Consider the following 14,298-nt stretch of genomic DNA (forward strand, 5'->3'; position numbering starts at 1 on the left):
GGGCGACATGGCCAAATCCATTCCCGACGCTGCAGGCTAGGCGGCATGGGGCTGGTCGCCATGAGCATGTGGATGTCGCGGATGGGAATGTGGCGGTGGCGGTGCACCCGCAGAATCGCTGCACGCACAGTCGGCAGTCGACCTTGGAGACCAGCATGTCCAACCCCTTCCTGATGCCCGTCAATACCCAGACCTGGGCCAATGGGCGCCACATCGTTCGTTGCGTCAAGGTGATCCAGGAAACCTGGGACGTGCGCACCTTCTGCTTCATGGCCGACCAGCCCATCCTGTTCTTTTTCAAGCCAGGCCAGTTCGTGACCCTGGAGCTGGAAATCGAAGGCCAGCCGGTGATGCGCTCGTACACCATCTCCAGCGCGCCGTCGGTGCCGTACAGCTTTTCCATCACCATCAAGCGAGTGCCGGGCGGGCGGGTTTCGAACTGGTTGCACGATACCCTGCACGAGGGCCAGGAGCTGGCGGTACATGGCCCGGTCGGGCTATTCAATGCCATCGACTTTCCGGCACCGAAGATTCTCTATCTCAGCGGCGGGGTCGGTATCACGCCGGTGATGTCGATGGCGCGCTGGTTCTACGACACCAACGCCAACGTCGACATGGTTTTCGTGCACAGTGCGCGTTCGCCCAAGGACATCATCTACCACCGCGAACTGGAGCACATGGCCTCGCGGGTCGACAACTTCAGCCTGCACATCATCTGCGAGAAGCATGGGCTGGGTGAGCCGTGGTCGGGCTATCGTGGCTACCTGAACCACAAGCTGCTGGAATTGATCGCGCCCGACTTCATGGAGCGCGAGGTGTATTGCTGCGGGCCGACCCCGTACATGACTGCGGTCAAGCGCCTGCTGGAAGCCGCTGGCTTCGACATGACCCGTTACCACGAGGAATCGTTCGGCGCCACGCCGCCCGAGGCGCGCGCCGACGCCGTGGAACAGGCCGAGCAGGCTGCCGATGCGCCGGAAGTGGACGTCTCGGAACTGCACCTGGTGGAGTTCACCGCCAGCGGCAAGAGCATCCGCGTGGCGCCGGGCGAAACCGTGCACGCGGCGGCTTCCAAGCTCGGGATGATGATTCCCAAGGCCTGCGGCATGGGCATCTGTGGCACCTGCAAAGTGCTCAAGCTGGGAGGCGAGGTGGAGATGGAGCACAACGGCGGCATCACCGAGGATGACGAAGCCGAGGGCTACATCCTGTCCTGCTGCAGCGTGCCGAAGGGAGATGTGCGCATCGAGTTCTGATGTGCGATTGCGATGTCAGTCGTGGTTTCGGACGACTGCATCGAGGCCAGACGCGGCTTGCGCCGCTGCTACAGGGGGTCGCGGTGTTTCTGAACGACTGCGTCGAGGCGGGACGCGGCTTGCGCCGCTGCTACAAGGTATTGCGGTGCATCTGAACGCCTGCGTCGCGGCCGGACGCGGCTTGCGCCGCTGCTACAGGGGGTCGCGGTGTTTCTGAACGACTGCGTCGAGGCGGGACGCGGCTTGCGCCGCTGCTACGAGGTATTGCGGTGCATTTGAACGACTGCGTCGAGGCGGGACGACGAGGCATTGCGGTATTTCTGTAGCAGCGGCGCGAGCCGCGTCGGCGGTGCGCGCGGTGTCTATGAGTGAACGCGTGAAGGCGCCTGGTGCTTACACCTTGAAGCGCGCCACCAGCCCATTCAGATCCACTGCCAGGCGCGCCAGTTCGCCGCTGGCCGCCGTGGTCTGCGCCGAACCTGCAGCGGTCTGCACCGACAGGTCGCGAATGTTCACCAGGTTACGGTCCACTTCGCGTGCCACCTGGGCCTGCTCTTCGGCGGCGCTGGCGATCACCAGGTTGCGTTCGTTGATCTGCACGATCGCGCCATTGATCGTCTCCAGCGCCATGCCGGCGCCTTTGGCTATGTTGAGGGTCGACTCGGCGCGCTCGGTGCTGTTGCGCATCGAGTCCACGGCCTGCTCGGTGCCGCCCTGGATGCTGCCGATCATGCGTTCGATCTCGCTGGTCGACTGCTGGGTACGGTGCGCCAGCGCGCGGACCTCGTCGGCCACCACGGCAAACCCGCGGCCTGCCTCGCCGGCACGTGCTGCCTCGATGGCAGCGTTGAGCGCCAGCAGGTTGGTCTGGTCGGCCAGGCCACGAATCACGTCCAGCACCTTGCCGATGTCGCGCGACTCGGTTGCCAGGTTGCCAATCAGCTCGGCGGTGCTCTGCACGTCGCCGCTCATGCGTTCGATGGCGCTGACGGTTTCCATGACCAGGTCACGGCCATCGCTGGCCGACGTGGTCGCGTCCTTGGACGCCTCGGAGGTGCTCACGGCGTTGCGTGCCACTTCTTCGACCGCACTGGTCATCTCGTTGACCGCAGTGGCGGCCTGTTCGATCTCGTTGTTCTGCTGAGTCAGGCCGCGAGCACCTTCGTCGGTGACGCTGTTGAGTTCCTCGGCAGCCGATGCCAATTGGGTCGCCGAACCGGAAATGCGCTGCAGGGTATCGCGCAGCTTGCCCTGCATCTTCTGCATGGCCAGCAGCAACCGCGCGGCTTCGTCGCGCCCCTCGGCATGGATCGGCCGGGTCAGGTTGCCTTCGGCAATTGCCTCGGCCGCCACCAGTGCCTGGTCGATCGGCCTGACGATGCTGCGGGTCAACAGCCAGGCAAACAGGAACGTCAGCAGGGTCGCCACGATCAGCATGCCCACCACCCAGGTGAACGCCGAGCGGTATTCATCCTCGGCTTGCTGATTGATCTCGCGGGTTTGCACATTGTTGATCTTGACCAGTTTCTCGAGCACGGCATTGACCTGCTCGGAATTGCTCAGCATGTCGCTGTTGAGCATGGTCCGCAGCTCTTCCACCTGACCGTTGGCCGAAAAGCTCTTCATGCGAGCTTCGAGCTGGCGATACTGGCCCAGCAAACGCTTGTAGTCATCGTAGGCCGCCTGCTCTTCGTCATTGGAGATCATTTTCTCGTAACGGGCCTGGGCCTGGTTGATCTGCTCGTTGCGCTGGTCGAACAGCTGCACGGTTTTCTGCTGGATGTCGGCTTCGCGATTGAGCAACAAGCGGTACGACAGCACACGCAGGCGCAGCGTCAGCTGGGTCAGCTCGTCCAGGCTGGTGATGCTGGGTACGGTATTGTTCTCGATGTTCTGGCCGGCGGCGCGGATGTGGCTCATCTGGACCAGGGAAAACACCCCGAGCACGATCATCAGCACGCCGATGAGGGAGAAACCGAGCAGCGCGCGCGGGGCGATGTTCATGTTGCGTAAAGACATGTGAGGTTACCGAAAGGTAGGGCGCGTCCGTGCGACACAAGAAAGGGCTGCACGGCTTATCGGTCGAATGTAAAAAGTCTGAAGGGGACAAATTGCCGCAGGTGATGCGCGTCATCGCGAACGCTCAAGCGATGAAGACCGATGAACGGGACGAACCGAACAGCGATTTGGGGGTCCATCGGGGTCCTATCAAAGCTGGCCCGGGCGAGGTTTTTTCTTTATCGTTCGCGCCCCTGACAAAGTGTTGGAAATAGCAAATGTTGGAAGCATCCCTGAATCAATTGGAAAGCCTGGTAAACGACCTGGTCAAGCACAACCGGGAACTGGCCGAACGCAATGCCCAGCTGGCCGGCGAGCTGGCCCAGGCCAAGGATGACAACGACACGCTGCAGCTCAGTCTGCTGGAACAGGAAGAGCAGCAGGGCGCGACCACCGCACGTATTCAAGCACTGGTCGAGCGTGCTACCGCGGCGGCGGTATGAACCTTGACGACGGGGTTGAGGTCTTCTCGATCCTGGGCAACGAATATTCAGTGAAAGCGCCGCCCGGCGAACAGCAGGCGCTGCGTCAGGCGTTCGGCATGCTCGAGCGCACGCTGGCGCAGACCAAGCGCAGCCATCCGACATTGATCGGCGACCGCCTGCTGGTGCTGGCCGCGCTGAATCTATGCCAGCGCCAGGTCGAGCTGAGCCAGGGCCACGCCCATGCCATGGACCAGTGCAAAAGCAGGATCGACGCCCTGGTGAGTCGCTGCAGCGATACGCAGGACTGATTCAGCCAAGCGGCCGGGTGGTGCTGCTGCGCAGACCACCGCCCAGCCCTCGCCGGTGGCTTGTTGTACTTTGCTCTGCGAAAATCCTCATACTTTTCTGCCGGATGTTGACATGACTCCCCTCAAGAACGACCGCTTCCTGCGTGCCCTGCTCAAGCAGCCCGTTGACGTCACCCCGGTGTGGATGATGCGCCAGGCCGGACGCTACCTGCCCGAGTACCGCGCCAGCCGCGCCAAGGCCGGTGACTTCATGAGCCTGTGCAAGAACCCGTCGTTCGCCTGCGAAGTCACCATGCAGCCGTTGGAACGCTACCCGCTGGATGCGGCCATCCTGTTCTCCGACATCCTCACCATCCCCGATGCCATGGGCCAGGGCCTGTACTTCGAAACCGGCGAAGGCCCGCGCTTCAAGAAGGTCGTCAGTACCTTGGCCGACATCGAAGCGCTGCCGATCCCCGATGCGCATCAGGATCTGGGCTACGTCATGGACGCGGTCAGCACCATCCGCCGCGAACTCAACGGCCGGGTGCCGCTGATCGGCTTTTCCGGGAGCCCCTGGACGCTGGCCACCTACATGGTCGAAGGCGGTTCGTCGAAGGATTTTCGCAAGACCAAAGCCATGCTCTACGACCAGCCCCAGGCCATGCACCTGCTGCTGGACAAGCTGGCGCAGTCGGTCACCAGCTACCTTAATGGCCAGATCATGGCCGGGGCCCAGGCGGTGCAGATCTTCGATACCTGGGGCGGCAACCTGTCGGCCGCGGCGTATCAGGAATTCTCCCTGGCCTACATGCGCAAGATCGTCAGCGGCCTGATCCGCGAACACGAAGGGCGCAAGGTGCCGGTGATCCTGTTCACCAAGAACGGCGGCCTGTGGCTGGAAAGCATCGCCGACGCCGGCGCCGACGCGCTGGGCCTGGACTGGACCTGCGACATCGGCGAAGCCCGTCGCCGCGTTGGCCACAAGGTCGCCCTGCAGGGCAACATGGACCCTACCGTGCTGTACGCCAAGCCCGAAGCGATTCGCACCGAAGTGGCGCGGATCCTCGCCAGCTACGGGCAGGGCACAGGCCATGTGTTCAACCTCGGCCACGGCATCACCCCGGAAGTCGATCCCGAGCATGCCGGCGCGTTCATCAACGCCGTGCATGAGTTTTCAGGGCAATATCACGGCTGACAGTCAACCCAGTATCGCTATGGGCGCCCGCCTCGAAGAAAACGGCCAGTACTGTAGCTCGAGGCGTCGGCGCCAGCATTTAATATCGCACCGACGTAATTGAAAGTCATCCCTACAGCCCCGTCGACACCTCCACGTTCGAACCATAACCTGGATGAGTTCAAGTGCCCTGTCACATTACTGATTTCCCCGCTCGCGACTTGCCGAGCAATGTCCGCGTAGTTTTCAGCATGTTGAGTCGACAGTGCCTGGTTACCCCAACTTCCGAGGCGTGAGTTGACCCCCCTGAGTGCTTGGTTGAAGGGTTGTGTATTATTTGGTATCTCTGTCAACGCTGCGTCCAACACTGCTCTTGCAGGCGAAAGCGGGACAGGGGTGGGCGAGTAAGTCAAGGCTTGCCGAGTTGTGGTTGCGAACTCTTGTGCAGCGCGTGTGACTTCTGCCCAGATTCTGCTGACGGAGGGTGGCCCCCCGGCGTGTTGCAGTCGATACTGCCAGTTACCGACGAATGCCCCTATTCTGTTCGCCTTGCTGGCTACTTTTGTAGCCACGTTGGAGAGGCCCACCCCGCTGGACACTGCGGACCCTATGCTAAGCCCGAGGGTGACCCATCCCAGGATGCCGGCAGCTTTCTCGTTCCCTTGTGCTTCCAGAATCGGCTCCGCAATTCCAGTGCCTATCGTGGCCACTTCCAGGACTGCTCCGGTCAGTGCCGCAATACCCACTGCCGACAACGCCACGGCACCTACGGCGCCGGCGATGGTTGCGGCACTGATGGTCAGGGCGCCCGTAGTCGCAGCGGTGCTGGCCCCTACAGCACTTATGGCGACACCCATTGCACCCGCGAACGCTCCGGCGGTTATCACCGTTGCAGCCACCGCGAAAACGACCGCAACGCCAACAACGAACCATTTCCAGAAACTTTGGCCCGAAGGGTCAATGTTATTGACCGGGTCGCCGCCGCAGTAGGCGTAGCGATTCAGCCCGCCTGCGCCGAAGGGGCTGGAATCGTCGGGGGCTAGGAACAGCATCAGCTCCGGGCAGTAAGGCCGGTAGCTGCCTAGATGATAGAGGCCGGTGAAGCGGTCGCGTTGTTCACCCGCATATCCTAGCAAGCCTTCGGCGCCGGAGGCGTCGGCACCATGAGGCGTGTAGCTGATCGATCGTGCCACGTGATCCAGCTCCATTCGCACAGATCCTTGAGCGTCGGCGCCCAAAAGCATCACCTTGCGAACCTCACTGGCCAGATGGCTCTGTGCGTAAGGAGCCCTTTGACTGCCGACGAGAGTAACCTGTTGGCCGTTCGCCAAGATCTGGCCAATCAGCGCAGAGCCATTATAGATTGATAGTTGCCGGCTCGCGCCGACGGTCTGCGACGCAAGCCGGCCCATGGGGTCGTAACCGTACGAGATGCTGCCTGCGGCAGTGGTGACCTTTTCCAGCTTGCTCTCATCGTTCCACTGCAAGGCCCGCATGACCTCGCCGTTGCGCCGCTGCTCGCGAAGGCGCCCTGCGGCGTCCCATTCCAGTGCGATGTCACAGTCATCCACGCCACGGTGGATAATCATTACAGGTCGGTCATGTGCGCAGCTGTCGTAGGTAAAGCTCATGACGTTCACCTCGCCGCCAGTGAAGGTCGTGGTGACTGTAGAGTAGCTATCCAGGGGAGTAAGCACGAATTCGCAACGTGCGATTTGTCTACCTGTGCGCAAGTCGCTCGGTGCCTCCGGTCCTTCGGCTTCCATCAGGACAAGTCGGCCCATGGTGTCGTATTCATACCGTTCCTGGCTCAGCAGCCGGTTGTTCTCGACAAAGCTGCGACTGGCCAATTGGCCTCGTCCCGTCCAGGTCAGCGTTTGCACTTTCTCAGTCGTAATGCCGGCGGACGACGAATGCCAGGTGCGAGTCAGTTCGCGGTCGAAGTCATCGTAAGTGTTCAGCTGATCAAGGCTCAGGGTGCCGCTGGCGAACGTCTGGGTACGGGCGACTCGGCCATGGCTATCGTAGGTGAGGTGCACCTCGACGTGTGCCGCACCTGTACCGCTGATGAGACTTTGCAGCTTTCCCTCACTGTTGTAGCTAAGAGTCTGCAAGGTGCCATCGGGTAGCGTCACGGTCGAGCGACGTCCGCCAAGAGACTGGGTTCCCTGTACACGGAGGGTCTGACCGTCGACCTTCCAATCCGAATACTGGGGGCGGCCGTCGGGGGTGTAGCCTTGGTGCATTTCCCCTATGCCTCCGAAAACATCACTCAGTCGCCCATTGGGGGTTGCGTAGGTAAAGCGGTTCACAGCAGCGCCATTTCTACTGACGCTCAGCAACTGGTTGCCCAGTTCAGCCTCATAGGTGTACGTCGTTGTCTGCCCCAGTGCGTCAGTGCTACTTGTCGGCTCCCACTGTCCTGCAATGAAAGCTTGATGACGGCTGAGCCCCATGCAGTTGACTTGGGTCGCCCGGCCAAGCGCATCGAAGGTTCGCGTTCCCAGTACCGTCTGACTGCCATCAATGGCCGTAAGGGTCACTTTTGAAGGTTTTTCGTCACTGAACCCGTCGTAGGCCCACGTGACCCGGTTGCCGTCGGCGCGTTGGAATTCGGTAACTCGGTCAAGTGCGTCGTACTGGGTGGTCGATGTGGTCCGCACCCCGTCAGCCTCAGTGCTGTGCGACACCGCACGACCAAAGCCGTCGATCTGCCAGCTTTCCGTACGCAGCAGATTACCGTCTGTTGCGAAGAATTGGGCCAGCTCTACAGCGCCCGACCGGTGTTGAGTCGTTATTACGCTGCCCGCAGGCGCGCCATCAGCGGTTTCGCGCCACTTCTTGACCCTGCGGTTGATAGGATCATGCTCGGTGCGGGTGATGGTGGTGTCAGGATTGTACTCGCTAGCCACTTCTCCCCAGTCACCAAGAAAGCGGTTTACCTGCTGGCGGATAGGGAAGGCCATGTCCCGCAACCAGTCTTGGGTCAGCTCTGATTGCAGTGATCCTTCGACGTTGTAAGCGCCCGTCCAGACGACCTTGAACTCGCTGGCTGTAGTATCGGTATTCTTGCGCAGGACTTTGATGGTTCTCCCGTCCCCGTCGAACAGGGTGCGGGTGGCCACGCCGTCCATCGTGGTTTCCTCTTTGTAGACGTCTGTTTCGCCCTCTTGGTGAACGCAGTAGCGGTAAGAGGTGGTGACAGCATAGGGGCTATTGGCCGCATCAGTTCTGACACTCAGTCGCCCCAGTACATCGTAGGCAAAGTGAGTTTGCATACCGGTCGAGGCAGTTTCGATCAAGGTCGATCCCGTCAGGCCGTGCTGCAATGTGGTGCTGTCGATCGAAACAGCACCATCGCCATGAATGGTTTCCGTGACCTTGATGTTTCCCTGCTCAATGCTTCTCAGCCAGGCTGTGGTGCGAGCTACGCCGTTGCGCACGACTGTCTCCGAGGTCGGCCTGCCGAAGAATGGATGGTTGACATCCGTTTCCCAAACCCGGGTCAGCTCGGTGAAGACGGCTTCATTGCCATCTATAAGGTGTGCCGTACGCTCACCGATGAGCATAGGATGAGGAATGTCATCCGGGTCTCGATGCCGAGGGGGCAGGGACTCGTACACGGTGGTTTTCCTGGTGGGCAGCGCGCCGAGCGCTGGACTGGCAGGTGTGAGTGTCGACGTGTGAGGGCGCCGTACGAACCCACTTTCATCAGCGGCGTAGTACGTGTTCGTTTCGATACTGCCATCGGGTGCTTGACGCGTCAGCAGGTTTCCGCACTCGTCGTAAGTTGTCAGGGTGGTTTCCGTACGTTCACCGCCGGGCCCCTTGAAAGTCGTTTCTTCTTTCCATGGTAGTTGGCAGAAAGCTGGCTGCGATTCCCATTCCTGGTCCGTGTGGTGATACGTGGTAATACGAGTGACGGTATTGTTACCCCGCTGTACGACGTCGTGGGTCAAAAGATGAAATCGGTTCCAGGTAAACGTGCGTACCTCGACAGGCTGGTCGTTGAGATTCCACAACGTTTCCGCGCAGCTGTAGATATAGCCTGCCGGCAACCAGTAGAGGTTGTCGCGATCATTGTTCCAACCGTCTGAGGGGAGCGTATTTCCACCCATGTGATTGTTGTTACTCAGCCACTCCCAAGTACGTAGAACAGAAGGTTGCTCCTGACCTGGCTTGTGCTCAACCGAAGCGACTCTTGGCATGCGTGTGAGCGGAGCGCCGGGTGGAAGATGGTGCCCAGCGTCACCCTCATCGTAAGTGACCAAGTCTTCGCTACCCAAAGGACCAATGACTTTTATGGGGACCAGCTGGCCATCTGACGTCGCATAATCGAACTGCCATTGGCTGGCATCGGGTAAGGTGAACAGGCGCAGTTGTTGCTCCAGAATTTCAATGGAGTAGACGGCAGCCTCTGGCGTACCCGGAAACTGAGTAAAGTGAACTTTATCCGGTTGTCGGTCGATGCTCAGCAGAACCGTGGCCAGCTCGTCGGTGATATGGGTCAGTAGAAGGTGGTCGTCGATCAGCTCCCAATGATAAGTGGCGGTGTAACCCAAATGGCTGCGTTGCTGCGTCCTGATGGCAATACTGGTGCCTGACCGCTGTTGCAGCCACTCACTGTCACCGGTTTTGTATTCCACTCGAAAGCTTTCTTCACCGTCGGTGGTAGACATTCTTCGGACATGGAAAGTCTTAAGCTTCACATCGTGGAATGCCAGCAGGCCGCCTGGCGTTTGATCGGATGCTTGCCAGTCCACTTTGAACGACTCACCTGTGCTTAGTACCAGATCACCAGTAGCCAGGTCCAGTGCACTGGTGACCCAGTGCCAGCCGGCTCCCAGTGTGTGGTCCATGGCCCCTGCGGTTGGAGTGAAATGGAGCTGCGGGCACACCACTGGACCACTGAGCCGATTGGCTTGCATGGAAGGCAAGGCAATATTGAGCGTGTAATACCCTGTGCGTGCGTCCACCCCGGTATTCACTGCACTCGTGAAGTTGCTGGCCTGACTGTAGACTGTGTTGCTCAAAGTGAGTGGCTGCGCAGTAAGCGAGTTTAGGTTTGTCATGGTCATATATCCCTAAGCAAGTGCTTCGAAAAGAGGTGCTTTAGATACGCAGCATAGGAGCTATTTAATAGAGCGCAACGCTGTTCATCGAATTTTCTGAATGTTAAATAATTTTCAATACAGGCCATTGTGAATAATCATAGTTATTGACGTGTTGCGAAAGACTGCTAGTTTAAACGTTGCGAGATAACTGAAATAAATGGAGTGATGTCATGACTGATGATTCCAGTAAGGCCGACCCCGGTTTAGGGGCGTGGATGGAAAAGTTCAGTGTTGCGGGGCTTAATGTCAATAAATTGTATCCTAATGGTCGACAGCAGCTCGAACTCACCATCAAACTTAAAGCAGACCCTGGCATCACGTTGTCACCTGCTGAATTGGCCACCGTTCGGCTGTCCGTACTTAACGATGAAGGCGCAGTGGTCGACGTGCCGGAAGTCGTGGACGAGCCTGGTAACCATATTCAGGGCTGGTATTTTTCAAGAACCGAGAATGAGTATGATTGGTACCCGGGCGCTACACGCCTTGCATCATCCGAGGCACGAGATAACCCCGAGCTTACTCGCCGGTTGTATTTGATGAACAAGGCTGGACGAGCCAGGAGCCACCAAACGTTTTATTTGAGTATGACTCGGATCATGCAGGATGAGGCAGGAAAGGAGGTGCGTTACGATTACAGCACAGCCAAGCATGCCAGCTTCAATACGAAGGTGGAGTGTGCAATTGAGGAGGTACCGGAATTTATTGCACCGCAACATTATCAATTTGAGCTTGAGCAAGTGTCGGGTTCGCAGGAGGTGGGTATCCGCCAATACCACCTGATTGCCTTGTTCAACGGCGCCCTTTGCCATTTCCGCTCAGCGCATATGATGCCCGCCGGGATGATCCAGTGGTCGGATCTAGATCCTACCTCAACAAGGGCATCGTTGGTGGGTTACGCCAAGCCTGTAGCAACTGGGCAGGCCGCGCCATTGATCTACAACACCAATATCAAGTTAGGCAATTTCACGCCTGCGGTGAACGCCAGTCGTCCACGGGAGGGGTACGTTACGTTCAGCTTGCAAAGTAGCAATAACATACCGTTTGATCGAAACAGTGCCTTGCAGGAAAAGGGGCCGTGCATCATTAAAGCTGTGGATCGGTACGGGAATGACCACCAAATTGCCTTGAGTTTCGGCGACGGCACCCAAGGACGTTTCGAGCTGAAGATAGCCAATGGGTAAGTAGGCCGCTAATGCCTTGCTGCATGGTTGATCCGGGAGTTGATGCAAACATGCCCCCGGTTTAAAGACCGGCCATACAGTCTTCGATATGGCGCTTTGTGTGACGTTTACACGATGAGCCGACACGTCCGTGTTGGCACTATTGCAGGTAAGGTAGACATGAATAAGTTAAGGAACAACGTGAGCGCCTCTGGTTGGCGATCCCTGACACTTTTCGAAGTGTATGTAAATTCTGTCGCGGCCGGGGCGGCCTCGCTGTACGCCAATGGGCGGCAGCAAGTGAGGATCGACGTGCGATTGCAAGCCAGGGACTCAAGTAATGTAATTGTGAGTTTGACCGCCGATGATTTAAAAAATCTTAAGCTCATAGATGCAGTAACCATGAGTGATCTTTCTAGTGACACGGATTACAGGTCGGCACATCGAGAAAAATATGAAATTTACCACGGTTCTTACTTTGCTGCCCTGCAACCGTCAGTGGAATCGGTAGATGCTCCATGTCTACTATCTAGTGATATGGCGAGCGTAATTCAGTCAACCGGAATGGGTGAGGTAGCAGAGGAAACTTCAACAGCTGACGAGCGCGATCAGGGGCTGGGCTATCAAGTGGTCACCTATTGGCTCAGCACGACAAACCTCCAACCACGCGCCTTGGCTGCCCATATCCATAAAGGATCAGATGTGATTTATACCACGGCCAGTAGCACACATGACCCTGTTAGCGGGCAGTTTAGAAGTATTGTGAATATAAGGCCGGTGCGTCCAATAAGCTATACTACGGCCGACTGGGTTTCTAGACGTGTCGATACAGTCGTCAGTAATCCTGATTTTGACGTGGATTTGTATTACACGAAAATTAAAAACGAAATTCCGAAGCATTACGCAATGAAGTTTGTCGGTTGTATTGTCGACAATATTGCTCTGGACGGATGGTTTTACTCCATCCGAAAATCGGACCGGAATAAAATTCACTATTTTTATGAGCCCACCCCGCCGCGGCAAATCCTTTACACCTCGATCGGTGAACCCCACAGAGTTGTGCGGTTCAGGGTAAATGACTATACGGCTGTCGGTGAAGTGACTTCTGCACGAATCATTGATGTCTCGGCGCATCAGTATGGGAGAGGCGATGTCCTTAGTGTCTTTCCTATCGATAGCCAAGGAAATAAGCATCATCTGAAGCTGCAGGTCACCAGTGACGGTAATGGGCATTTTCCTGTTGCATGATGGGCACTTGGGTTCACTCGATGTCCTGCCCTGACTGTTCTACAGCAATTAGCAGTTAGGATTGGAGCATCGAGCGAATTCCAGAAGCGCCATGAGCTTGGGCGGGTTGAACCTGAAAAAAAATTGGTAGCCAGAGACGTAATGCCTGCTGGCGCTCCGATCCTTGTAGGTACCGCCCGATTACGCGTTCGGCGCTCTAACAGGCTGCAACTTCGCCAGCCTCGCCGCCACCACCAACGCCACCGTCAACAACCCCGCAATGAACCCGCCCACACCCGTCCAGCCACCGTAGTGCCAGGCCATCCCTCCCGCCGTCCCGGCCACGCTTGACCCCGCGTAATAACTGAACAGGTACAACGAAGACGCCTGCCCCTTGGCCGTCAACGCACGCCGTCCGATCCAGCTGCTGGCTACCGAGTGCGCACCGAAAAAGCCAAAGGTGAACATCAGCATCCCCAGCAGGATCACTGGTACCGGATTGAACAGGGTCACCAGCAGGCCTGCGAACATCAGCACGATGCTCATCCAGAACACCTTGCGTCGGCCATGCTTGTCGGCCAGCGAGCCCACCTGCGCCGAGCTGTAGATGCCGGCCAGGTACACCACCGACAGCAGCCCCACCAGCGCCTGGCTCATGTGGTAGGGCTCGGCCAACAGGCGGTAGCCAATGTAGTTGAACAGCGTCACGAAGCTGCCCATCAGCAGGAACGCTTCGAGAAACAGCCACGGCAGGCCGGCATCCTTGAAGTGCATGGTGAAGCCTTCCAGCAAGCCACGTGGGTTCATCTTGCGGGGGCGGAAGTTACGCGATTCCGGGAGGATCCTGACGAACACCGCCGCTGCGACCAGGGCCAGGCCGCCGACCACCAACAGTGCAGTGTGCCAGCTGACGAAGTCGATCAGCACGCCGGTGATCAGGCGTCCGCTCATGCCGCCGATGGCGTTGCCGCCAATGTACAAACCCATTGCCAGACCGATGTGTTGCGGATGAATTTCCTCGCTCAGGTAGGTCATGGCTACCGCAGCCAGGCCGCTCAGGCTCAATCCGGTCAAGGCGCGCAGCAACAGCACGCCGTCCCAGGTGGGCATCAAGGCACTGCCGAGGGTGCACAGCGCTGCGCTGAACAAGGCTGCCACCATCACCGGCTTGCGTCCGACACTGTCGGAAATCGGCCCGGTGATCAGCAATCCGATGGCCAGCATCCCGGTAGCCACCGACAGCACCAGGCTGCTCTGGGCGGCGTTGATGCCGAACTCGTGGGACAGGATCGGCATCATGGGTTGCACGCAATACAGCAGGGCAAAGGTGGCGAAGCCGCCGCTGAACAGGGCGAGTACCGTGCGCAGGAACTGCGGGGTGCCTTTTTCGATGTACTGCTCGTTGACTTGAGCGGCGTTTTGATGGGAGGTATCAACAGCTTGCGCAGCAGGCGCGACAGCAGTTTTCACGGTGACCTCGGGAGGGGGGCGGCAGGAGTTGAAAAACTATATAGCTGGCTAATGATTTCTGCCAACACTAGCACCCAGACTGCAGGAAATTGTAGGAAAAATCCGAGAATGAACGTCCCGGCGC

General features: G+C 58.5%; 9 protein-coding genes and 1 pseudogene. 6 read left to right on the forward strand and 4 right to left on the reverse strand.

What is annotated here, in order from left to right:
• Window positions 1–155 precede the first annotated feature (155 nt).
• Window positions 156–1,256 (forward strand): glycine-betaine demethylase subunit GbcB, encoded by a 1,101-nt coding sequence (gene gbcB, locus IFT80_RS16475; RefSeq protein ID WP_122480122.1) that lies wholly within the window; start codon window positions 156–158, stop codon window positions 1,254–1,256.
• Window positions 1,257–1,649: 393 nt separating this feature from the next.
• On the opposite strand, the gene IFT80_RS21905 is transcribed toward gbcB, so the two are convergent.
• A complete protein-coding gene (locus IFT80_RS21905) occupies window positions 1,650–2,522 on the reverse strand; it encodes a methyl-accepting chemotaxis protein (RefSeq protein ID WP_425312018.1) in 873 nt (290 codons plus the stop codon).
• Window positions 2,505–3,275: pseudogene (locus IFT80_RS21910) on the reverse strand (MCP four helix bundle domain-containing protein); the annotation flags it as partial. The gene IFT80_RS21905 and the pseudogene IFT80_RS21910, both read right to left, overlap by 18 nt.
• A 257-nt stretch (window positions 3,276–3,532) precedes the next feature.
• On the opposite strand from IFT80_RS21910, the gene IFT80_RS16485 reads away from it, so the two are divergent.
• The 3 genes from IFT80_RS16485 to hemE all read left to right on the forward strand — a co-directional run bounded on the left by IFT80_RS16485 (window position 3,533) and on the right by hemE (window position 5,224).
• Entirely contained in the window at window positions 3,533–3,757 is a 225-nt protein-coding gene (locus IFT80_RS16485; protein WP_185794775.1) for a hypothetical protein, read from the forward strand.
• Window positions 3,754–4,047, forward strand: a complete 294-nt coding sequence (locus tag IFT80_RS16490; protein ID WP_122479777.1) for a cell division protein ZapA — start codon at window positions 3,754–3,756, stop codon at window positions 4,045–4,047. The genes IFT80_RS16485 and IFT80_RS16490 overlap by 4 nt, the downstream gene beginning before the upstream one ends.
• A 112-nt stretch (window positions 4,048–4,159) precedes the next feature.
• Window positions 4,160–5,224 carry a uroporphyrinogen decarboxylase gene (hemE, locus tag IFT80_RS16495; RefSeq protein ID WP_185794776.1) on the forward strand — a complete coding sequence of 355 codons (1,065 nt, stop codon included), beginning with the start codon at window positions 4,160–4,162 and terminating at the stop codon, window positions 5,222–5,224.
• 17 nt (window positions 5,225–5,241) lie between these two features.
• Here hemE and IFT80_RS16500 read toward each other — a convergent pair whose 3' ends face one another.
• The gene (locus tag IFT80_RS16500) at window positions 5,242–10,275 is read right to left on the reverse strand and encodes an RHS repeat domain-containing protein (RefSeq protein ID WP_192137888.1); all 5,034 of its coding nucleotides are present in this window, start codon (window positions 10,273–10,275) and stop codon (window positions 5,242–5,244) included.
• Window positions 10,276–10,487: 212 nt separating this feature from the next.
• On the opposite strand from IFT80_RS16500, the gene IFT80_RS16505 reads away from it, so the two are divergent.
• The gene (locus IFT80_RS16505) at window positions 10,488–11,498 is read left to right on the forward strand and encodes a hypothetical protein (protein ID WP_192137889.1); all 1,011 of its coding nucleotides are present in this window, start codon (window positions 10,488–10,490) and stop codon (window positions 11,496–11,498) included.
• A gap of 159 nt (window positions 11,499–11,657) precedes the next feature.
• Complete coding sequence (locus tag IFT80_RS16510) at window positions 11,658–12,725, forward strand: hypothetical protein (RefSeq protein WP_192137890.1); 1,068 nt, start codon at window positions 11,658–11,660, stop codon at window positions 12,723–12,725.
• Window positions 12,726–12,905: 180 nt separating this feature from the next.
• Here the strand turns inward: IFT80_RS16510 and IFT80_RS16515 are convergent, their stop codons facing one another.
• Complete coding sequence (locus IFT80_RS16515; RefSeq protein WP_192137891.1) at window positions 12,906–14,174, reverse strand: MFS transporter; 1,269 nt, start codon at window positions 14,172–14,174, stop codon at window positions 12,906–12,908.
• Between the last annotated feature and the right edge of the window lie 124 nt (window positions 14,175–14,298).

This window comes from Pseudomonas sp. CFBP 8771 (genome assembly GCF_014841695.1).
GTDB classification, from domain to species: domain Bacteria; phylum Pseudomonadota; class Gammaproteobacteria; order Pseudomonadales; family Pseudomonadaceae; genus Aquipseudomonas; species Aquipseudomonas baltica.

Coding starts and splice junctions, on each gene's coding strand:
- gbcB (WP_122480122.1), top strand. CDS start 156: ATGTCCAACCCCTTCCTGATGCCCGTCAATACCCAGACCTGGGCCAAT.
- IFT80_RS21905 (WP_425312018.1), bottom strand. CDS start 2,522: ATGCAGAAGATGCAGGGCAAGCTGCGCGATACCCTGCAGCGCATTTCC.
- IFT80_RS16485 (WP_185794775.1), top strand. CDS start 3,533: ATGTTGGAAGCATCCCTGAATCAATTGGAAAGCCTGGTAAACGACCTG.
- IFT80_RS16490 (WP_122479777.1), top strand. CDS start 3,754: ATGAACCTTGACGACGGGGTTGAGGTCTTCTCGATCCTGGGCAACGAA.
- hemE (WP_185794776.1), top strand. CDS start 4,160: ATGACTCCCCTCAAGAACGACCGCTTCCTGCGTGCCCTGCTCAAGCAG.
- IFT80_RS16500 (WP_192137888.1), bottom strand. CDS start 10,275: ATGACAAACCTAAACTCGCTTACTGCGCAGCCACTCACTTTGAGCAAC.
- IFT80_RS16505 (WP_192137889.1), top strand. CDS start 10,488: ATGACTGATGATTCCAGTAAGGCCGACCCCGGTTTAGGGGCGTGGATG.
- IFT80_RS16510 (WP_192137890.1), top strand. CDS start 11,658: ATGAATAAGTTAAGGAACAACGTGAGCGCCTCTGGTTGGCGATCCCTG.